Source organism: Pseudotabrizicola sp. L79, assembly GCF_036553525.1.
Classification (GTDB): Bacteria; Pseudomonadota; Alphaproteobacteria; order Rhodobacterales; family Rhodobacteraceae; genus Pseudotabrizicola.
This window is the reverse complement of sequence record NZ_JAZHDA010000040.1, coordinates 151542-171378: the sequence shown is the minus strand read 5'-3', so window position 1 is coordinate 171378 and position 19837 is coordinate 151542. Positions and strand designations below refer to the sequence as shown.

The following is a 19837-nucleotide window of genomic DNA, read 5'->3' as shown; positions in this document are numbered from 1 at the left end:
CTGTCAGATCAGGGGTCGCGGGGTTCCGTCGTCCATGAAGCGCTCCTTCCAGTTGCCTGTATCGCTTAGCCGGTTCTGGCCGAAATGTCACCTGAGCAGTTCGGCCTTTGGCAGCCGAAAATCAGACGCAATCCACCGCGCCTCGATCTGACGCAGGGCACGGCCCAACTCGGCCCCTTGCAGGGCAGACAGATCAGCCGCCTTGACCGGAAAGACAGCAGCAGCCCCACGGGTTACGTCGGCTTGGCCCGAAACCGGTTGCTCAAACAGCGCAGCCCGCAGTACCAAGGCATTCAACCCGTCTGTAGCCCCCAGCCGATAGCCCAATTCAGCCGCCGACATCGGCGAGCCAATCGCAGCCCGAAGAGCGGCAAGCCTGCGCCCTTCGGCCCGGCTCAGCCGCAATGCCTCGGCCGGGTTAACCCCGCCCAGACTGGCCAGCCGTGCAATCGGGTCGGGCGCTGCCCCCGCAAGCGCAGCCAGATGAACAAAGGGGCCAAGCCCCCGCACATCGGCCCCCGGCAGAACAACCGCCAACACCCCCGCCATCGCCATCGCTGCAACTGCTGGAACCGGGTCGGGGGCGGCCAGCAATTTGCGCATCTCTGACCCGACCCTTTCCTTGGAAAGCGTCTCTAATCCAGCAGAATGTGCCGCACAGGCGGCCAAGCCCTCGGGATCGAACCCTTCCGCCATATCGCCATAATGCGCGTGAAACCGAAAGAACCGCAGGATGCGCAGATAGTCTTCGCGAATACGGGCATCGGCATCACCCACAAAACGCACGCGATGCGCCAACAGGTCGGGCAGCCCGCCCAAGGGATCAATCACCAAGCCCCGGACATCAGCATAAAGGGCGTTCATCGTGAAATCCCGCCGCGCTGCATCCTCCTCTATCTTGGGTGAAAATGCCACCACGGCGTGCCGACCGTTGGTTTCAACGTCACGCCGAAAGGTTGTCACCTCAATCGGAAGTCCTTGGGCAATCACCGTCACCGTTCCATGGTCGATCCCTGTCGGCACCACCTTGAAACCTGCGTTTTTTGCAATGTTAGTGACTGTTTCGGGCAAAGCATCAGTCGAAAGATCAATGTCGTTCACGGCGCGTCCCATCAGGGCATTGCGCACGCAACCACCCACAAACAGGGCCTGATGCCCTGCATCCTCTAACGCCGTGCACAGACCCACCACACCGGGATGAGTCAGCCAATCGCCCGTGATCTTCATCGACCAACCCTTTCAGCCAACCCCCGCAAAATGCGCGCCGTTGCCCCCCAGATATAATAGGGGCCATAGGGCACGGCATAATAGCTGCGCCACTGACCCAGCCAACGACGCCGCTCGACAACAAAACGATCCGGGTTCAACACATGCGCCAAAGGCACTGTGAACACCTCGTCCACCTCTCCTGCCTCGGGTTCTGGGGTGAAATCGTCTCTGACAAGGCCCAAAATAGGGGTGATTGAAAAGGATGTAACGGTTTCATGGGTTGGCAGACTGCCCAGAACCTGCACCCGTTCAGATCGCAGACCCACCTCTTCCTGCGCCTCACGCAGGGCCGCCGCCGTGGCCGAGGCATCGCCCGCATCAACCTTGCCACCTGGAAAGGCAATCTGGCCCGGGTGGTGTTTTAGATGCGAGGATCGCTTGGTCAGGATAAGCCTTTGCCCCTCGGGGCGGTCCCAAATCGCCAGCAAAACGGCCGCGGGGCGCAACCTGCGATCTGGCGGCAAGGTGATTCCGGGATTCAGATCAAAGTCTGACGAACCGCCCGCCGGGCGCTTTAGCGCGTCCAGCAGGCGATTCAGGTCAGTCATTCTTGGCCTCGAACCCTAGTGTCGTGGGTTCCAATTCGTAATGCGCACCGCAGAACTGGCAATCGGCTGTTACCATGCCATTGTCAGCCAGCATTTTTGAGATGTCTTTCTGCGAATAGATCGACATCGTGTTGCGCACTTTTTCTTCAGAACAAGAGCAGCCAAACCGAACCGACTGGGCATCAAAGACGCGCGGCCCTTCTTCGTGGAACAGGCGCACCAACAGATCTGCCGGGGTCACCTGCGGCCCGATCAGCTCCATTTCCTCAACCGTATCCAGCAAAACATTGGCGCGGGTCCAGTTTTCACCTTCGGCCCCTGACAGGATGTCGATATGGCTCAGCAGCCCGCCTTCGCCCGACCCTACCTCGGCCGCAACGCCCATGCCGGCGCCCGGCATGTGCTGCAACATCACACCACCGCCCCGCCAATGCGTGCCGCGCCCCGGCTCGGCGCTTTGGCCAAAGGTCAGCGCGAAACGGGTGGGGATCTGTTCAGATTGCGCAAAATACGTCTCTGCACAGGCAGAAAGCGATCCACCCGTGATGGGGGTGAAGCCTTGATACGGCAGCATATCCTGACCCTGATCCAGCATAACGGCAAAATACCCTTCACCGATCTGGCTAAAGGCTGGGGCAGAACCGTCAAGCCTGTCGGCATCATAGCTGGCATAGGCGCGAATACGCGCCGGCGCGCCATCTTCGGTGGGGCCGTAATAGTCGGTTGCAATCAACCGAGCCGCCCCTTTGCCCCGCACTTGCAGGCTTAACTTCCAGCGCAGCTTGATGCTTTGCCCGATCAGCGCGGTCAACAACGCCATCTCGGCCACCAGCGCCTCTATCTGCGGTGGATAGCTGTGCTGCTTCAAGACTTGCTCAAGCACACCGTCAAGCCGTGCGACCCGCCCGCGAATATCTGAACGGTCAAGTTGAAAGGGCAGGACGGTGTCGTCCCAGGCGATATTAGAACCGGACATCATGGGATTTCCTTCGAAAGCCAGTGTTGGCATACCGTGCCAATATAGTCAGAACAACCTCAGGACCAAGGGGCAGGGCATATGCGTCGGTATGGAGAGTCGGTAAAGCGGGGGCAAACCTATCGGCCAAGGCCGGGCGTTTACGCTGTCATCCTGCAAGGATCAAGCCTTCTGGCAACGCATCAGGCAGACCCGACACCGGAATTCCAGCTTCCCGGTGGGGGCATTGACCGCGGCGAACACCCGATTGCCGCCCTGCACCGAGAGGTGTTGGAAGAAACCGGTTGGCGCATCCGCATTGACCGGCGGCTAGGGGCGTTTCGGCGGTTTACCTATATGCCCGAATACGACAAATGGGCCGAAAAGATCTGCACCATTTATCTGGCCCAACCCGTCCGCCAGATCATGGCGCCCACCGAACCCGGCCATAGCGCGATCTGGATGCCCGCCAGCCTGGGCCAACACCTGTTGGGCAATGACGGGGATAAAGCATTCTTGCGCAAGGCCATGGGTCAGATGCCGTTGTAATCAAAGATCAGGCCAGACACGTCATCGGGAAATTCATCCGACCCAAGATATTTGGCCAGGTCCCACACCAATGCCTCAAGCAATCTGCCACTGGGCATGGCACGGTGCCTGGTCAACATGGCCAATAACCCGTCTTCGCCCAGCTCCTCACCCGCAGGGTCGGGGCATTCCGTGATGCCATCTGTCATCAGAAACAACCGATCCCCCGGCAGCAGAACAAAGTTTTCGCCCGTAAAGCTCGCCTCCTCCAGCAGACCAACCGGCAACCCGCCCTGGCCCAGCCGATCAAACCCACCATCGCGGCGCAAGATGACAGGGTGGGGATGGCCCGCCTGCACCAACCGACCCTTGCCGGTCAAAAGGTCTATCTGAACATAGACCATGGTCATGTATTGATCGACCTTCAGCTCATCAAGAATGAGGCGATTGAACCGTTGCGCAACATCCTCGGGCGCCCAGGTTTCGCGCCGGGCATGGCTGGACATCACGATGGCTGCATTCCGCTCGGGCGCGGCGCCCGACAACAGCCCCGCAAGCCGGGCTGACAGCATGGCAGAGGCCACCCCATGCCCGGAAACATCAATCGAATACAGGATGACCGAGTTGGTGTTGATTCGAAACCAGCCGACCAAATCCCCCCCAACATGGCCCGAAGACTGGAACAGGATCGACACATCCCCCCCCGGAACCGAGGCGCGCCTCTCTCGCATAAAGGTTTGCTGCACGGCCCTAGCCTGCAACAAATCACGGTCCAACGCGTCGTGCACGCGCTGCAACTCTGTCAGCGTGGATCCAAGCAGCCGGTTTTTTTCCAGCAACTCGGCCTGCATGCCGATGATCCGCTCTCCTGCTCGCAATCGGGCCCGCAATTCACCCGGGGCAACCGGCTTGGTCAGAAAATCATCTGCCCCCGCCTCTAGCCCATCGGCAATTTCTGCCTTTTCAGATTTGGAGGTCAGCAAGATGAAATAGGAATAGGTATCCCCCGCCATCCGGCGCAATCGGTTACAAAACTCCAGACCTGAAATCCCGTCCATCATCCAATCAGACAGAATGATATCAAACTTTTCACGCGCGCAGGCGTCCAAAGCCTCCTCCCCGGAAGCAGCCTCGGTAACACGATACCCCCAGCGGCCCAGCAATACAGATAGCATGCGCCTTTGGGCACGGCTGTCATCCACCACAAGCAGCGACAACTCAGAACGATTGGTCGGTTCAGCCTGAAGGGTCTCCATAGCAGGTGGTGGCATGGGGCGGTCTTTCTGTTTCCTGCTGCACTGAACACCCAAAATCTTCACGAAGTCTCAAAAAGAGAATTGTCTTCATTTGCCGCAGACCCGCCACAGGCCGGGCGAGATGCCCTTACCAAAGGGGGCTAAAGTGGTGGGGTATCGGCCTCGACTCACCTCTTCGGGGCGCTGTCTTTGCATGTGGAACGAGTGAAATGATCGATTGGAACAGAGTCAGAGATCTGAGATCCGAAGTGGGCAATGATGATTTTGACGAAATCATCACCATGTTTCTGGAAGAAACCGATGCCATTGTCGCGCGCCTGTCAGCGTCTTTGCCGACAAGCCGGTTGGAAAGCGATCTGCACTTTCTGAAAGGCAGCGCGCTGAACATCGGCTTTGCCAGTTTTGCCCGGCTGTGCCAGATCGGCGAAAAACAGGCAGCCGACGTCAAGACCGATGTGCCGGTGGCCGCGATCATCACCGCCTACCGCGAATCACGGGCCGAATTGCTAAGCCATCTGGCCAAAGGGCTGGTCGCCTAGATCAGGAATTCTGACAAGATCCCGTCATTGGTGATATCGCGATAGGGAAAGGCCGCCTGATCCAGTTTGGCAAACAATGTGGTAAAGTTTTCGGGCCTTTTCGTCTCGATCCCGATCAGAACCGAACCAAAGTTGCGCGCCGATTTCTTCAGATATTCAAACCGGGCGATATCATCATCGGGGCCCAGCATCGCCAAAAAGTCGCGCAAGGCACCGGGCCGTTGCGGCATGCGCAGGATGAAGTATTTTTTCAGCCCGCCAAACCGCTGGGCCCGCTCTTTCACTTCGGGCAGCCGCTCAAAATCAAAATTCCCGCCCGAGGTGATGCAAACCACCGTCTTGCCACGAATCTGGGCCGCAAGCTCGGGCAGCACATCCACCGACAGCGCCCCCGCCGGTTCCAGCACAATGCCTTCGACATTCAGCATGTCCAGCATGGTGATGCAGACCCTGTCTTCGGGGGCCAACAGCACATGGGCGGGGTCGATCCAATCCAGCATCTGATAGGTATTGTCACCCAAGCGCGCCACCGCCGCGCCATCAACAAAACTGTTCACCTGCGGTAATGTTTCGGGGTGCCCCGCACGCAGGGCAGCCACCAAAGACGCGCCGCCCAAAGGCTCGACAAAGCGATAATCAACCGATGGGTCAGCCGCCCGCAGATACCCCGTCACCCCCGAGGCAAGGCCACCCCCGCCGACCGGCAAGATCACCAGATCAGGGGCCTTTCCCAATTGCTGCAACAGTTCCACCGCAACCGATGATTGGCCAAGGATCACATCCGGGTCATCAAAGGGCGAAAGGAAATGCGCGCCCTTTTCGGCACAAAACGCCTTGGCCGCGGCCAACGTCTGGTCGAAATAATCGCCCGTCAGAACGATCTCAACCTGCCCGGCCCCAAAGATGCGGGTCTTGTCGATCTTTTGCTGGGGTGTCGTCACGGGCATGAAAATCGTGCCCATCACGCCGAAATGACGGCAGGCAAAGGCCACGCCCTGCGCATGATTGCCTGCACTGGCACATACGAATTGCACCTGATCAGGGTGCCGTTCGCGATATTTGCGCATCGCTGTAAACGCGCCGCGCAACTTATAGCTGCGGACGGGCGACAGGTCTTCGCGCTTTAGCCAAATGTCAGCATCATACTTTTGCGAAAGGTGGTCGTTGCGCTGCAACGGCGTGGCCTCAAACAGGTCACGCAGGGCGGCAGTGGCGGCGCGGGCGTCGGATACGAATGTGCTCATCGTGACAGCCTTGGGTGAAAGCGGCAGTTTTGGCAAGATGTCGATCAAATTGTATTGGATACGTCCTGTTTCTTGCCCTTTCGCGCGTTTCCCCGTATTCCCGCGCGAAATCCGCAACGGAGCGTGTCGCATGTCGAACCCGAAAAAAGTCGTCCTCGCCTATTCCGGCGGGCTGGATACCTCGATCATCCTCAAGTGGCTGCAAACAGAATACGGCTGTGAGGTCATCACTTTTACCGCCGATCTGGGCCAGGGAGAGGAATTGGAGCCCGCGCGCGAAAAGGCGCTGATGCTGGGGATCAAGAAAGAGAACATCCATATCCTTGATCTGCGCGAAGAATTCGTGCGCGATTTCGTCTTCCCGATGTTCCGCGCCAATGCGGTTTACGAAGGGCTGTATCTGCTGGGCACCTCGATCGCGCGGCCGCTGATTTCAAAGCATCTGGTCGAAATCGCGCACAAACACGGCGCCGATGCGGTGGCGCATGGGGCGACGGGCAAGGGCAACGATCAGGTTCGGTTCGAACTGTCGGCCTATGCGTTGGACCCCTCGATCAAGGTGATCGCCCCATGGCGGGAATGGGATCTGACCAGCCGCACCAAGCTGATCGAATTCGCCGAAGCCAACCAGATTCCGATTGCCAAGGACAAACGCGGCGAGGCGCCTTTCTCGGTCGATGCCAACCTGCTGCACACCAGCAGCGAGGGCAAGGCGCTGGAAAACCCGGCAGATGAGGCGCCCGATTACGTCTATCAGCGCACCGTCTCGCCCGAGGATGCGCCAAACACGCCCGAATATGTCGAAGTGAGCTTTGAAAAGGGTGATGCCGTCGCAATCAATGGCGAGGCGTTGAGCCCGGCCACAATCCTGACCAAGCTGAACGAGCTGGGCGGCAAGCATGGGATTGGGCGGCTGGATTTCGTCGAGAACCGGTTTGTCGGCATGAAGTCGCGCGGCATCTATGAAACGCCCGGTGGCACCGTTCTGCTGGAAGCGCATCGTGGGATCGAGCAGATCACGCTGGATGCGGGGGCCGGGCACCTGAAAGACAGCCTGATGCCGCGCTATGCCGAGCTGATCTACAACGGCTTCTGGTTCTCTCCTGAACGTGAGATGTTGCAGGCCCTGATCGACAAGAGCCAGGAAAACGTGACCGGCACGGTTCGGCTGAAGCTTTACAAAGGCTCGGTCAATTGTGTGGGGCGGTGGTCGGATCATTCGCTGTATTCTGAAAAGCACGTCACCTTTGAAGAGGATGCGGGGGCCTATGATCAGAAGGATGCCGCTGGTTTCATTCGGTTGAACGCGCTGCGGCTGAAGTTGATCGCCACCCGCAATGCGCGGGTTGCGAAAAAGGGCTGAGGCCTGTCTCTGGCAGAGACGCAAGACCGGGCCAGCAGAATCAAGGGCTTGGTCTTGCGAATTCAGACCTAATTCACGAATGGGCGGCCAAGGGGCCGCCCTTTTTCATGCGGCATCGATGTGACGTAACGATCTTGTTGCCTGCAAGCGGCGTTGCTGCATTCTGCCCCCAACTGCAAGGAGTGCAAGATGCTGGACAAGATCGCCGCCGATATTCGCAAGGTGCTGGAGACCAAAAGCTTTGCCGGAAGCCTGAAATTCGATTGCGGCGACGATGGGGTGATCGTGCTGGCCGATGGCACCGCCACGACCAAAAACCAGGAAACAGATTGCACCCTGCGGCTTTCGACCGAAAATCTGATTGGCCTGCTGAAAGGCAAACTGAACCCGATGGCAGCCCTGGCCACCGGCAAGCTGAAGCTGTCGGGCAACCCGGCGGTGGCGATGGGGCTGGCGAAATTGCTGGCCTAGGCCATCACAGCCGCAGGGCGGCCAGCTTCTGATAATAAGGCATGGCCTGATCGGCCAAGTCCTGATCGCGCGCCGACAGGCTGGGCAGGGGGCCTTCGGGTTCGTCGATCCCTGTGCTGGCGTGAACGGCATTATACCAATGCGATGCCCAGACCCCATCAAAGGGCTTTGGCCCGGCGGGCCAGTGCAGCATGGAGCCGGTAAAAGGGATGCCAAGCGCCGCGCAGAGCCGTGTCAACCGGACCCGAGGGTTGGCGCGGATGTCGGCACTGTCGATGACCAAGGGCTGCGCGCCGGTGAAATCGGCAACCTGATCGAAGAGTTCGGCCTGCTGCACAAAGCCGATATCCGCCAGCGTGGGGCTTTCGCGCTTTTTGGAATAGCTGGCGATCACCCGCGCGGGATGGCGGATCAGGAACACATTGGTCAGCCCCGCCAGAAAGCTGCGATCAAAGGCAGGGATCATGTGCAGAGTCATGTGTTTTTGGTAAAACAGGCTCTGACCTTGCGGAATTGGCCCCAGACAGGCCTGCGCCACACGGGCAGCATCGGTTTCGCCTGCGGCAATGACCTGATCACGCAAGGGGTGATCAATACCCGTGGCAGCCAGATAGGCGGCGTAGAACGGTTCATCCCAAACGGCACAATCGCCGCGCGCGGCAAAGGCATACATCAGCGCCGTCGAGAGATTGCGGGGGCCGGACCACATCGCAATTTTCATCTACCACCCCCAAACCTGTGCTGCCCCCGATGTTTACAGGCGCGCGGGCCTGCCGAAAAGCCCGATCATGCCACGCGGAACAGGGTAAAACGGCAAGGGCCGTTGCCTGTTTGGGCGGCACATTCGGTTTCGACACAGCGGCAAGACGGGTGAACCAATGTGGCATAGAGATGCCCAAACACCGCCGCATGCCAGTGGCAACGCGGGGTTGAGCTGTTTTCGCCGCGCACCAAAGGGTTATTCGCAATGGCAAACCGCCAAGGGCTGTCGCGGTGAAACTGCCCCGACCCTGCAAAGGTCCAGGCGTGGGTGGCTATGGCCCGCGACAAGGCCCAGGCGGCCACGGGCGCGGGCAGGTGCTTTAGCAGCCGCTGGGCCGGCTGGGGAATACGGTGGGCCAGAATGTAATCGGCCGTGCGCCGCCCGGCCTGCGCCAAAAGCCTGTCGCGGCCTTCGCGTCCCGTGGCCTGATCCAGCACGGGCAGCAGTTGCAGGATGGCATTCGGGCCGATCAGACCCTGTGGCAACTGGGCATCTTCAGGCATCCTCCATCTGTTGATCACCGCCACCGCAGGATTTGGCCCGTGCACCATTGGGCATGACAAAGTCACGCCGCTGGTCGGCACGGTCTTTCATCTGCGCTGTCACCGCTTCGCGCCGTTCGGCAGCGCGCGCGGCACGATCGGCCGAAGCCTCCCAATCATCCAGTTGTGCCTCGGCCAGTTGGCGGGTTTCGTCAAAGTGAAAATCGACCTTGTTCTTGGTTTGCGGCCCCCAATAGCCGGCCTTGCCCAGATCATAGAAGGTGCGTTTGTAACCCGCCTTGAGAAAGGCATAGAGACAGCCCAACAGATAGCGCCGCCGAAAACCAGTGCCGCGCCACGGATAGTGGAACATGGCCTTTTTCATATAAAATCGGCGGTAATTGTTCATCACACCGTCCAGCAACTCGCCTCTCTCCATCGCGGCGGGTTTCATGATCGGGGTGACGAAATTGTATTTCGAGAAGTCGAAGATTTCGACCTGATCCTTCAGTTCCTGAAACAGCGGGGTAAAGGGCCATGGCGTATACATGGACCAGTTGGCCAGATCGGGCTGCCAATCCCAGGCCATACGGTAGGTTTCTTCCAGGGTTTCAGGGGTTTCGTTATCAAGACCCACGATGAACTGGGCCTCGACCAGAATATCTGCCTCGCGCAAGAGGCGGATGGCGGTTTTGTTTTCGTCTACCTTGGTTTCCTTGTTGAACACATCAAGCTGCATCTGCGCCGCCGCCTCGGTGCCCAGGGAAACATGGACGAGGCCAGCCTTGCGGTAGAATTTCAGCAGGTCGCGGTCGCGGTAGATGTCTGTCACGCGGGTGTTGATGCCCCATTTCACCCGTTTGGGCAGGCCCCGGTCGATCAGTTCCTGACAAAAGGCCACGAATTTCTTTTTGTTGATGGTGGGTTCTTCGTCGGCAAGGATGAAGAATCCGACGCCATGATTGGTCACCAGGTCTTCGATTTCATCGACCACATCCTTGGGTTCGCGCACGCGGTAATCGCGCCAGAACTTCCATTGCGAGCAGAACGAGCAGGTGAAGGGGCAGCCGCGCGCAAGGTTGGGGATGGCGACGCGGGTGCCAAGGGGGATGTAGATGTATTTTTCCCAGTTCAGCACCGACCAGTCGGGCTTGATCTTGGACAGGTCTTTGACGGTGCTTGCCGCCGGTGTAGAGACGATTTCGCTGCCCTCGCGATAGGCAAGGCCGTGGATCTTGCTGCGCGCGGCAGGCCAGTGGCCATCGCGGATGGCGGTCATCAGGTTGGTGCAGATTTCTTCGCCTTCGCCGCGCACGATCACGTCGATCCAGGGGGCTTCGGACAGAACTTGTTTGAACATGAAGGTGGCATGGACGCCACCCAGCATACGCACGGCGCCGGGGATGGTTTCGGACGCGATTTTCAGCACATCCTCGGCGCGGTAGATTGAGGGGGTGATGGCGGTGACGCCGATCACGTCGGGCGCGATGGCGGCCATGCGGGTGGCCAGTTCGTCATCTGGGATGTTGTCGGTCATCGCGTCGATGAAGTGAATGTCGTCAAAGCCCGCCTGTCGCAGATGGCCCGACAGATAGGCAACCCAGGCCGGAGGCCAGGTTCCGGCAATCTCGGCCCCGCCCGAGCGATAATTGGGGTGAACGAAGAGAATTCGTATGTGTAAGCTCCCAAGATGTCAACTTAGGTTTACACATGCGGGGCGGGATGGGATTGATTCAGATCAAGCGCCCACAAGGGCCTTGTAAAGATCGCGCAGGCGTTGGGTGACGGGGCCGATCTGGCCGGTGCCGATGGTGCGGCCATCAATGCTGCCCACCGGGGTTTGGGCGCCGAAGGTGCCGGTCAGAAAGGCCTCGTCTGCGGAATAGGTATCAACAAGGCTGAAGTTGCGCTCATAGACCGGGATGCCGTTGGCGCGGCAGAGGTCGATCACCTTTTGCCGGGTGATGCCGTTCATGCAATAATCGCCCGTGCTGGTCCAGACTTGGCCACGCCGGACGATGAAGAAGTTGCAGGCGTTGGTCGTGTTCACAAAGCCATGCACGTCCAGCATCAGCGCCTCATCCGCGCCGGCCTTTTCGGCAGCGATGCAGGCCAGAATGCAGTTCAGTTTGGAATGGCTGTTCAACTTGGGGTCTTGGGTCATCGGCAGGCCGCGCAGGTGCGGGACGGTGGCCAGACGGATGGGGCGCGGCAGGCTGGGGCGGCTGTGCTCCATGATGATGACCATGGTGGGCCCCTGCTGGCTAAGCTTTGGGTGCTGGAAGGGGCGCGTCTTTACCCCGCGCGTCACCATCAGGCGGCAATGGGCATCTGTTGTCATGCCATTGGCCTTTTGTGTCTCTGACACGGCGGAAATCACCTGTTCGCGGGTCATCCCGATGTCGAGATCAATGGCCTTGGCGGCCTCGAACAACCGGTCGATATGTTCGTCGATAAAAGACCAGCGGTTGTTGTAAAGCCGGATTCCTTCCCACACGCCATCGCCCAGCATGAAGCCGGAATCGTAAACGCTGACCATAGCTTGCGCCTTTGGTTTCAGCGCGCCGTTCACCCAGATCAGGATCTGGTCGTTACGGGCATCTTCTTCGGCCTGGTGGGTGGTGACGTGATCTGGTGCCATGGTTTTTTCCCTGTTTGGTGTAACGCTATTGCGCCTTTGGGCGAAGTGAAAGGGCAGAACGCTGGCCGTTTCACCCTTGCGTGATGTCACGGCAGGGTGAGTGGACGGCGGCCGCCGCCGCATGGTGGGGTTTGGCAGGAATGGAGACAGATGATGTTCAGATATATGACAATGATGGCGGGAATTGTGGTGTTGGTGATGATCGCCGCCATCCGCCCAAGCCATGCGGCCACCGAAACGGCCATTGTGGCGGGCGGCTGTTTTTGGTGCGTGGAATCAGATTTTGAAGGCGTGCCGGGGGTAAGATCGGTGGTGTCTGGCTATACCGGCGGCAAGTCGCAGAACCCGACCTATAAAGACCATGACGGGCATCTGGAGGCGGTGAAGATTACCTTTGATAATTCCCGCATCTCTTATGCCGAGGTGCTGCGCCTGTTCCTGCGGTCGGTGGATGTGACTGATGCGGGCGGGCAGTTCTGTGACCGGGGCAACAGCTATACGACGGGCATTTTCGTCTCTGACGCCGCACAAAAGGCCGCCGCCACGGCCGCGATTGCCGAGGCAGAAAAGGTGCTTGGGCAAAAGGTTGTCACCCCGGTGCGCAACGCCGGCACCTTTTGGAACGCCGAAGATTACCATCAGGATTACTACAAAAGCAGCGAGATCGTGATCACCCGTGCCGGACCCAAGCAAAAGAAGAACGCCTATAAGTTCTATCGCGAAGCCTGTGGGCGTGATGCGCGGGTCAAGCAATTGTGGGGCAAAGAGGCTGCGTTTGTGAAATAAGGTGTGGTGCGCAACCAGTGACACAGGCCCGCCAGACGGCGGGCCTTTTTCTTTGCGCCGGTCTGCCAGGGATCAGCCCACCTTGCAGGCAGCCATGACGGCCATGTTCAGAATATCGTTCACAGTTGAATTGGTGGAACAGATCTGAATCGGCTTTTTGACACCGGTCAGAATGGGGCCGATGACGGTGGCACCCGCCATTTCCTGCATCAGCTTGACCGAGATCGACGCCGAATGGCGGGCCGGCACAACCAGAATATTGGCAGGGCCGGTCAGACGGCAGAACGGGTAGTTGCGGCGCATCAGATCCTGATTCAGCGCGACATCGACGGTCATTTCGCCATCATATTCAAAATCAACCTGCCTCGCATCCAGCACCTTGGGCGCCTGATGCATTTTCGTGGCGCGTTCGGACACCGGATAGCCAAAGGTGGAGAAGCTGACAAAGGCCACACGCGGTTCAAGACCAAGGCTGCGCGCCACACCGGCCGATCGAATGGCGATGGTGGCCAGATCTTCCGGCTCGGGCCACTCCTGCACCAGCGTGTCAGAGATCAGGACGATACGCCCCTTGTGCAAAAGTGCCGTCACACCCACGGCGCCATCGGCGGCCGTGGCATCGAACACATGGTTGATCAAAGACAAGACATGCGCCGACTTGCGGGTGGCACCCGTGACCAGACCATCGCCATGCCCGTGTTGCAGCATCAGCGCCGAAAACACATGGCGATCCCGCGCAGCGAGGCGGTGGATATCTTCGCGGTCGTGCCCCTGACGTTGCAGGCGCTGGTAGAGAAAGTCTTTATATTGGTCGAGATGGCGGCTGTTGGCGGCATTCACCACTTCCAGCTCTCGGACCGCATCGGCCAGACCTGCGGTTTCAAGTTTTTCACGCACATCGGCTTCGCGGCCCACGACAAGCGCCTTGCCCAGACCGGCGCGTTGATAGGCAACGGCGGCGCGAAGAACGCGGGGATCGTCGCCTTCGGCAAAGATCATCCGGGCCTGCGCCTGACGGGCGCGGGCGTGGATGCCTTGCAGGATGCTGGCGGTTGGGTCCATGCGCGATTTCAGCGCCTGTTCATAGGCGGCAAGGTCGATGATCGGGCGGCGGGCAACGCCGGTATCCATGCCGGCCTTGGCAACAGCGGGCGGGATGACGTGGATCAGACGCGGGTCGAACGGCGTGGGGATGATGTAATCGCGGCCAAATGACAGTTTGCGGCCGTAGGCCATCGCCACCTCATCCGGCACGTCTTCGCGCGCAAGTTTGGCAAGCGCCTGGGCGCAGGCGATTTTCATTTCGTCGTTGATGGCGCGGGCGTGGATATCCAGCGCGCCACGGAACAGATAGGGAAAGCCCAGGACGTTGTTGACCTGATTGGGATAATCAGACCGGCCCGTGGCCACGATGGCATCGGGGCGCACGTCATGCGCCTCTTCTGGGGTGATTTCAGGATCGGGGTTGGCCATCGCAAAGATGACCGGGTTTTCGGCCATGGACAGCACCATGTCTTGCGTGACCGCGCCCTTGGCTGAAACGCCAAGAAAGACATCCGCCCCCTTCATCGCCTCTTCCAGCGTGCGCAGGGTGGTGTTGGCGGCATGGGCCGATTTCCACTGATTCATGCCTTCGGTGCGGCCTTGGTAGATCACGCCCTTGGTGTCGCACATGATGCAGTTGTTGTGCTTGGCGCCCATCGACTTGAGCAGTTCGAGGCAGGCAATGCCCGCCGCCCCGGCCCCGTTCAGCACGATGCGGCAATCTTCGATCTTTTTGCCCGACAGTTCCAGCGCGTTGATCAGGCCGGCGGCACAGATCACGGCGGTGCCGTGCTGGTCATCATGGAACACCGGGATGTCCATGATTTCCTTCAGCCGCTGCTCGATGATAAAGCATTCGGGCGCCTTGATGTCTTCAAGGTTGATGCCGCCAAAGGTGGGGCCCATCAGGCTGACGGCCTTGATGATTTCATCGGCATCTTCGGTATCAAGCTCGATGTCGATGGCGTTGACATCGGCAAAGCGCTTAAACAGCACCGCCTTGCCTTCCATCACCGGCTTGGAGGCGAGCGCGCCAAGGTTGCCCATGCCCAGAATGGCCGTGCCGTTCGAGATGACGGCGACCATGTTGCCCTTGACCGTATAGTCATAAGCAGTGGCCGGATCATCGGCGATGGCCTGCACCGGCACGGCTACGCCCGGCGAATAGGCCAGCGACAGATCGCGTTGCGTGGCCATCGGGGTCGAGGCAACGACATCGTATTTGCCGGGGCGGGGTTCGAGGTGATAGGCGAGCGCCTCTTCTGCGGTGACGCGGGTTTTCGACGGTGTGGTGGAGGACATGGGCCAATATGTTCCTTCGGGGATTTCCCGACCGTCTTAACGGGGCGGGGCCCACGGCACAATGGACCTGTGCCCACTGGCCGCAGGGGTGGTCTAGAGAAATTCCCGGAGCCAATCCCTGTCCTTGACAAGTTCCAGACAACGCTCGGGGAAGTCATCAGCAAGGCGTTGCACGGCCCAGGACAGGATGTCGGCTTGGCCTGCCTTGCGGGCAGCCCAAATGATCTGAACCAAGGTTTGCCAGCGGGCGGGATCGGCCTCCCACGCCAGAGTCAGGGCCATCAGTTCGGCGCTGACCTCGCCACGGGCTTTGTGAACCCCCGCCGCGGCGAGCGAGAGATCGACATCGTTGGACATCAAATCGGCATGTTTGGCAAGGATCTCGTCGGCACGGGCGCTTTGGCCTGTACGGTTCAACTGGTGGACGAGGCGCGAGACGTCCTCCCCGCGCGACAGGCGCGGCAATCGGCCAATCGAACTGGCAACAAAGGCCAGAACTTCACCCAATCCCCGACGGCCCAGTGCTACGGGGATGATCCCATCCGTGGAAAAGCGGGGATCGTTCAGGGGATCAGCACTGTTGTAATCGGCAAAGAAGCTGACATAACGGCAGCCCGACACAATGGCGAGCGGCCAGAAATCACCCCAGCGGTGGACGGCAGTTTGCAGGGTGCCCAATTCGATGACCAGTGCATCGGAATGGGCAAAGAGCATATTGGCAAAGCCCGCACCATGCGGGGAAATCATGATTTCAGCATGGGCCATGAGGGCGATCTGGTCGAGCGGTTCCAGGTCTTCAAAGGTGAGTTGCTCGAACCCGAGGGCCGAGAGCACCTCGATCAGTTCGGCCTCGCCCTTCATGTTGCGGTGGCGTGACTGGCCCGGGCGGCGGCCCACGAAAAACCGACGCGGCAGGTGACTGGTTTCGCGGCCCTCAATGGCAGCAAGGGCCCGTTTGCGCAAAAGAACAAGGCTGCTGTCGATACTGTTCATCGACAGGACCGCGCTAGAGGAGCGCGTGGCTTCGGGACCTTTCCACATTTCGTCAGAAGGCGCGAAATCATCAAGCGGTGCTGTCGCTTCGGGCGGAAGGAAATAGTGGCTATTGAACAGGCTGTAGGCCGACAGAACCCGCGCATAATCTTTGGGCGCGCGTTCAAAAAAGACGCGGCCCACGAATTCGGGAAACAGGGCAGCGACAAAGCCTGTGGTGAAGGCGCGGGTCTTTTCCGGGGCGTTCGGAAAGTGAATGAAGATGCGGCCGGAAAAGTCAGTTTCGGCCAGAAGGCAGAGGTGGCAGAGCGTTTCGGTGATGAAATGATAAAAATTGAAGGTGTTGCGACATTCGATGGCGAAATCAATATCTGGCGGGGGTGGGGCTGTCAGGCAGGGCAGGTCTTCGAGGTCATTGCAGGCCTGCCGCGCCGAGAAATAGCGCACAAGCCTGTCTTCGGGGTTATCGGGCTGATCCTGGTTCTCCCAACAATAGCGGTTGAGAAGCCGCATGCCTGCCGCACCGCTGAGCAGGCATTTCCCCCCCGCCATCGAATAGGATTTACGAAAGCTGGCATCTGACAATTGCACAAGAGCTGTCTTGAATTCGATGGCCTTGCGAAAGGTCTTATGCTGGCGGGTATAGCGCAAGAAGCGCTCGGTCCGGCTGCGGATGCTGGCGTGATCTGCGACGGAAAAACCCTCGATCCGGCCGGGAGGATGCAGGCGCCAGATGAAGTCGGGTCGCGAAAGGAAGGCAAGGCCCGGGTCGGCGAGCGGATCAAGAAACAGATCTTCGGGGGCGAGGCTGAAGTCGATCTTGTTTCGCACTGTCGGTTGCCCTTTGTCCGCGATCTTGCACCGTCTGGCCGGATTTTCCCAGTTTAGGCGCGAGAGGCACAGGGGTCCAGCAGTGGGATAGGGCTTTCGTCTGCTGGGGGCCTTTTGTAGGGTTGGCTGCAGAGCAGCAGGGGGTAAGGCGTGAGCAATCCAGAGGCCAATGTGACGCCGATGATGGCGCAGTATCTGGAGATCAAGCAGGCTAATGACGGGGCACTGCTGTTTTATCGCATGGGCGACTTTTATGAGATGTTCTTTGACGATGCCGTCGCTGCGGCTGAGGCGTTGGATATTGCCCTGACCAAGCGCGGCACGCATCTGGGCGAGCCGATTCCGATGTGTGGTGTGCCGGTGCATTCGGCCGAAGGCTATTTGCTGACCCTGATCCGCAAGGGGTTTCGCGTGGCGATTGCCGAGCAGTTGGAAGACCCGGCCGAGGCCAAGAAGCGCGGGTCGAAATCGGTGGTCAAGCGCGATGTGGTTCGATTGGTCACGCCGGGCACCCTGACCGAGGATGCGTTGCTAGAGGCGCGGCGGCACAATTATCTGGCCGCCTGGGCCGAGGTGCGCGACGAGGCCGCGCTGGCCTGGGCCGATATTTCGACCGGCGAGTTTCGGGTGATGCTGTGCCCGCTGGAGCGGCTGGGGCCCGAATTGGCACGGCTGGCCCCGCGCGAAGTTCTGGTCAGCGAAACGCGTGATCGTGAACTGGCCCCGGTGGTTGAGGATATGGGCGCGGCGATGACACCCCTATCGCGCGGGAGTTTTGACTCGGTCGGGGGGGACAAGCGGCTGTGCGATCTGTTTGGCGTGGGGTCGCTGGAGGCCTTTGGCCAGTTTAGCCGCGCGGAAGTTTCGGCAATGGGGGCCTTGGTTGACTATCTGGATCTGACGCAGCGGGGGCGACTGCCGCTGTTGCAGCCCCCGGTCAAAGAGGCATCGGGCGGGGTGATGCAGATTGACCCTGCCACCCGGCGCAATCTGGAAATCGCGCAAGCCCTGTCGGGTGGGCGCGAGGGATCGCTTTTGGCGGCGGTGGACCGGACAGTGACAGCCGCCGGGGCACGGTTGCTGGAGCGGCGCTTGGCGGCACCGTCTTGTGATCTGGCGGTGATTTCAGCGCGGTTAGAGGCGGTGGGTTACCTGCTGACGGAGAGCCGGCTGCGCGCCGACCTGCGTGACGCGTTGCGGCGGGTGCCGGATATGGACCGTGCGCTGTCGCGGCTGGCGCTGGATCGTGGTGGGCCGCGGGATCTGACGGCGCTGCGAGCGGGATTGACGCAAGCTGCTGCGTTGCGGCCCGTCTTGGCGCAGGCCCCGGCCTTGCTGGCCGAAGCTGCGGTGGCGTTGGCGGGGCATGAGCCGCTGGTTGATCTGCTGGACCGGGCGCTGGTGGCCGAGCCGCCGCTGTTGGCGCGGGACGGGGGGTTCATTGCCACGGGCTTTGATGGCGCTCTGGATGAAACGCGCAGTCTGCGGGACGAAGGGCGGGGGGTGATCGGCCGGATGCAGGCGGATTATGCCGAGCAGACCGGAATCCAGAGCCTGAAGATCAAGCATAACAATGTGTTGGGCTATTTCATCGAGACGACCTCGACCCATGCGGAAAAGATGATGTCAGCGCCGCTGAGCGAGACATTCATTCACCGGCAGACGACGGCGGGGCAGGTGCGCTTTACCACCGTGCCGCTGAGCGAGATCGAAGCGCGGATCCTGAATGCGGGCAATCATGCGTTGGAGATTGAAAAGCGCCACTTTGAGGTGTTGAGGCAAGCGGTTCTGGCGCAGGCCGGGCCGATCGGGGCGGCAGCGCGTGCGCTTGCCGAGATTGACCTGTGCGCGGCCTTTGCCGATCTGGCAGCAGCAGAGGATTGGTGCGCGCCCGAGGTGGATATGAGCCGGGCCTTTGAGATTGAAGGCGGGCGACATCCGGTGGTGGAGCGGGCGCTGAAGCGGCAGGGCGGGGCCGGATTTGTGGCCAATGACTGCGCCCTGACCAGCGGGGAAACGCCCGCGATCTGGCTGCTGACCGGGCCGAACATGGCGGGGAAATCAACGTTTCTGCGCCAGAATGCGCTGATCGCGTTGCTGGCGCAGGCCGGATCTTTTGTGCCCGCCAGTCGGGCGCATATCGGCCTGGTCAGCCAGTTGTTCAGCCGGGTCGGCGCGGCGGATGATTTGGCGCGGGGGCGGTCTACCTTTATGGTGGAGATGGTCGAAACGGCAGCGATTCTGAATCAGGCCGACGACCGGGCTCTGGTTATTCTGGATGAGATCGGGCGGGGCACGGCGACCTATGACGGGCTGTCGATTGCCTGGGCGACGTTGGAGCATCTGCATGAGGCAAACCGCTGCCGGGCGCTGTTTGCTACCCATTACCATGAGATGACGGCACTGGCTGGAAAGCTGGCCGGGGTCGAGAATGCCACCGTGACCGTCAAGGAATGGGACGGCGAGGTAATCTTTTTGCACGAGGTCAAGCAAGGCGCCGCGGATCGCAGCTATGGTGTGCAGGTGGCGCGCCTTGCCGGGTTGCCAACCGCCGTGGTGGAGCGTGCCAAGATCGTGCTGGAAGCACTGGAACAGGGCGAGCGGGAGGGTGGCAAACAGGCGGCACTGATTGATGATTTGCCGCTGTTCCGGGCCGCACCCCCAAAACCTGTGATGCGTGAGGCGGCCAAGCCTTCGGGCGTGGAGGAGCGGCTGCGGGCGGTGCACCCGGATGAGATGACGCCGATGGAGGCGCTGCGGCTGGTTTACGAATTGCGCCAGATGGCAACCAGCAACGAATGAGCCCCGGAACGTGACGGGCG

At 60.2% G+C, this 19837-nt stretch carries 17 protein-coding genes; 6 read left to right on the top strand and 11 right to left on the bottom strand.

Annotated elements, in window-relative coordinates:
* Window positions 1–87: 87 nt before the first annotated feature.
* The 3 genes from V3C85_RS02130 to hslO are packed head-to-tail and all read right to left on the bottom strand — an operon-like array spanning window position 88 to window position 2796.
* Window positions 88–1227, bottom strand: coding sequence for a CCA tRNA nucleotidyltransferase (locus V3C85_RS02130; protein ID WP_331793426.1), 1140 nt, complete (start codon window positions 1225–1227; stop codon window positions 88–90).
* Window positions 1224–1817 (bottom strand): CoA pyrophosphatase, encoded by a 594-nt coding sequence (locus tag V3C85_RS02125; protein ID WP_331793425.1) that lies wholly within the window; start codon window positions 1815–1817, stop codon window positions 1224–1226. The genes V3C85_RS02130 and V3C85_RS02125 overlap by 4 nt, the downstream gene beginning before the upstream one ends.
* A complete protein-coding gene (gene hslO / locus V3C85_RS02120) occupies window positions 1810–2796 on the bottom strand; it encodes an Hsp33 family molecular chaperone HslO (protein WP_331793424.1) in 987 nt (328 codons plus the stop codon). Before hslO ends, V3C85_RS02125 begins: the two co-directional genes overlap by 8 nt.
* 78 nt (window positions 2797–2874) lie before the next feature.
* Here hslO and V3C85_RS02115 point away from each other — a divergent pair, with 78 nt between their 5' ends.
* Window positions 2875–3321: an NUDIX hydrolase gene (locus tag V3C85_RS02115; protein ID WP_331793423.1), complete on the top strand. Its 447-nt coding sequence runs from the start codon at window positions 2875–2877 to the stop codon at window positions 3319–3321.
* On the opposite strand, the gene V3C85_RS02110 is transcribed toward V3C85_RS02115, so the two are convergent.
* Window positions 3306–4556 (bottom strand): PP2C family protein-serine/threonine phosphatase, encoded by a 1251-nt coding sequence (locus tag V3C85_RS02110; protein WP_331793422.1) that lies wholly within the window; start codon window positions 4554–4556, stop codon window positions 3306–3308. The two genes, V3C85_RS02115 and V3C85_RS02110, sit on opposite strands and share 16 nt — an antisense overlap.
* 209 nt (window positions 4557–4765) lie before the next feature.
* Here V3C85_RS02110 and V3C85_RS02105 point away from each other — a divergent pair, with 209 nt between their 5' ends.
* Window positions 4766–5095, top strand: coding sequence for an Hpt domain-containing protein (locus V3C85_RS02105; RefSeq protein WP_331793421.1), 330 nt, complete (start codon window positions 4766–4768; stop codon window positions 5093–5095).
* Here V3C85_RS02105 and ilvA read toward each other — a convergent pair.
* On the bottom strand, window positions 5092–6339 hold the full coding sequence (ilvA, locus tag V3C85_RS02100; RefSeq protein ID WP_331793420.1) for a threonine ammonia-lyase IlvA: 1248 nt from the start codon (window positions 6337–6339) through the stop codon (window positions 5092–5094). The two genes, V3C85_RS02105 and ilvA, sit on opposite strands and share 4 nt — an antisense overlap.
* A 130-nt stretch (window positions 6340–6469) precedes the next feature.
* On the opposite strand from ilvA, the gene V3C85_RS02095 reads away from it, so the two are divergent.
* Both V3C85_RS02095 and V3C85_RS02090 read left to right on the top strand, forming a co-directional pair.
* Complete coding sequence (locus V3C85_RS02095) at window positions 6470–7702, top strand: argininosuccinate synthase (protein ID WP_331793419.1); 1233 nt, start codon at window positions 6470–6472, stop codon at window positions 7700–7702.
* A gap of 189 nt (window positions 7703–7891) precedes the next feature.
* A complete protein-coding gene (locus tag V3C85_RS02090) occupies window positions 7892–8173 on the top strand; it encodes an SCP2 sterol-binding domain-containing protein (RefSeq protein WP_331793418.1) in 282 nt (93 codons plus the stop codon).
* Window positions 8174–8177: 4 nt separating this feature from the next.
* Here V3C85_RS02090 and V3C85_RS02085 read toward each other — a convergent pair whose 3' ends face one another.
* From V3C85_RS02085 to V3C85_RS02070, 4 genes are all read right to left on the bottom strand, one after another.
* Entirely contained in the window at window positions 8178–8894 is a 717-nt protein-coding gene (locus V3C85_RS02085) for a sulfotransferase-like domain-containing protein (protein ID WP_331793417.1), read from the bottom strand.
* Between the two features lie 65 nt (window positions 8895–8959).
* The gene (gene bchJ / locus V3C85_RS02080; RefSeq protein WP_331793416.1) at window positions 8960–9439 is read right to left on the bottom strand and encodes a bacteriochlorophyll 4-vinyl reductase; all 480 of its coding nucleotides are present in this window, start codon (window positions 9437–9439) and stop codon (window positions 8960–8962) included.
* A complete protein-coding gene (bchE, locus tag V3C85_RS02075) occupies window positions 9432–11093 on the bottom strand; it encodes a magnesium-protoporphyrin IX monomethyl ester anaerobic oxidative cyclase (RefSeq protein ID WP_331793535.1) in 1662 nt (553 codons plus the stop codon). Before bchE ends, bchJ begins: the two co-directional genes overlap by 8 nt.
* A gap of 63 nt (window positions 11094–11156) precedes the next feature.
* A complete protein-coding gene (locus V3C85_RS02070; RefSeq protein WP_331793415.1) occupies window positions 11157–12059 on the bottom strand; it encodes a D-amino acid aminotransferase in 903 nt (300 codons plus the stop codon).
* A 153-nt stretch (window positions 12060–12212) separates the two neighbouring features.
* On the opposite strand from V3C85_RS02070, the gene msrA reads away from it, so the two are divergent.
* A complete protein-coding gene (gene msrA, locus V3C85_RS02065; protein ID WP_331793414.1) occupies window positions 12213–12845 on the top strand; it encodes a peptide-methionine (S)-S-oxide reductase MsrA in 633 nt (210 codons plus the stop codon).
* Window positions 12846–12917: 72 nt separating this feature from the next.
* On the opposite strand, the gene V3C85_RS02060 is transcribed toward msrA, so the two are convergent.
* Window positions 12918–15191: an NADP-dependent malic enzyme gene (locus tag V3C85_RS02060; protein ID WP_331793413.1), complete on the bottom strand. Its 2274-nt coding sequence runs from the start codon at window positions 15189–15191 to the stop codon at window positions 12918–12920.
* Between the two features lie 93 nt (window positions 15192–15284).
* Window positions 15285–17015 carry a glycosyltransferase family 61 protein gene (locus V3C85_RS02055; RefSeq protein WP_331793412.1) on the bottom strand — a complete coding sequence of 577 codons (1731 nt, stop codon included), beginning with the start codon at window positions 17013–17015 and terminating at the stop codon, window positions 15285–15287.
* A 180-nt stretch (window positions 17016–17195) separates the two neighbouring features.
* Between V3C85_RS02055 and mutS the strand changes: the two genes are divergently transcribed.
* The gene (gene mutS / locus V3C85_RS02050; RefSeq protein ID WP_331793534.1) at window positions 17196–19817 is read left to right on the top strand and encodes a DNA mismatch repair protein MutS; all 2622 of its coding nucleotides are present in this window, start codon (window positions 17196–17198) and stop codon (window positions 19815–19817) included.
* The last annotated feature ends 20 nt before the right edge of the window (window positions 19818–19837 follow it).

Excerpts from the sequence above, each read along its gene's own strand:
- mutS (WP_331793534.1), top strand. The coding sequence starts at position 17,196 with ATGATGGCGCAGTATCTGGAGATCAAGCAGGCTAATGACGGGGCACTG.
- V3C85_RS02110 (WP_331793422.1), bottom strand. The coding sequence starts at position 4,556 with ATGGAGACCCTTCAGGCTGAACCGACCAATCGTTCTGAGTTGTCGCTG.
- V3C85_RS02095 (WP_331793419.1), top strand. The coding sequence starts at position 6,470 with ATGTCGAACCCGAAAAAAGTCGTCCTCGCCTATTCCGGCGGGCTGGAT.
- bchJ (WP_331793416.1), bottom strand. The coding sequence starts at position 9,439 with ATGCCTGAAGATGCCCAGTTGCCACAGGGTCTGATCGGCCCGAATGCC.
- V3C85_RS02085 (WP_331793417.1), bottom strand. The coding sequence starts at position 8,894 with ATGAAAATTGCGATGTGGTCCGGCCCCCGCAATCTCTCGACGGCGCTG.
- V3C85_RS02070 (WP_331793415.1), bottom strand. The coding sequence starts at position 12,059 with ATGGCACCAGATCACGTCACCACCCACCAGGCCGAAGAAGATGCCCGT.
- V3C85_RS02130 (WP_331793426.1), bottom strand. The coding sequence starts at position 1,227 with ATGAAGATCACGGGCGATTGGCTGACTCATCCCGGTGTGGTGGGTCTG.
- V3C85_RS02125 (WP_331793425.1), bottom strand. The coding sequence starts at position 1,817 with ATGACTGACCTGAATCGCCTGCTGGACGCGCTAAAGCGCCCGGCGGGC.
- msrA (WP_331793414.1), top strand. The coding sequence starts at position 12,213 with ATGTTCAGATATATGACAATGATGGCGGGAATTGTGGTGTTGGTGATG.
- V3C85_RS02090 (WP_331793418.1), top strand. The coding sequence starts at position 7,892 with ATGCTGGACAAGATCGCCGCCGATATTCGCAAGGTGCTGGAGACCAAA.
- V3C85_RS02115 (WP_331793423.1), top strand. The coding sequence starts at position 2,875 with ATGCGTCGGTATGGAGAGTCGGTAAAGCGGGGGCAAACCTATCGGCCA.
- V3C85_RS02060 (WP_331793413.1), bottom strand. The coding sequence starts at position 15,191 with ATGTCCTCCACCACACCGTCGAAAACCCGCGTCACCGCAGAAGAGGCG.
- ilvA (WP_331793420.1), bottom strand. The coding sequence starts at position 6,339 with ATGAGCACATTCGTATCCGACGCCCGCGCCGCCACTGCCGCCCTGCGT.
- hslO (WP_331793424.1), bottom strand. The coding sequence starts at position 2,796 with ATGATGTCCGGTTCTAATATCGCCTGGGACGACACCGTCCTGCCCTTT.
- V3C85_RS02105 (WP_331793421.1), top strand. The coding sequence starts at position 4,766 with ATGATCGATTGGAACAGAGTCAGAGATCTGAGATCCGAAGTGGGCAAT.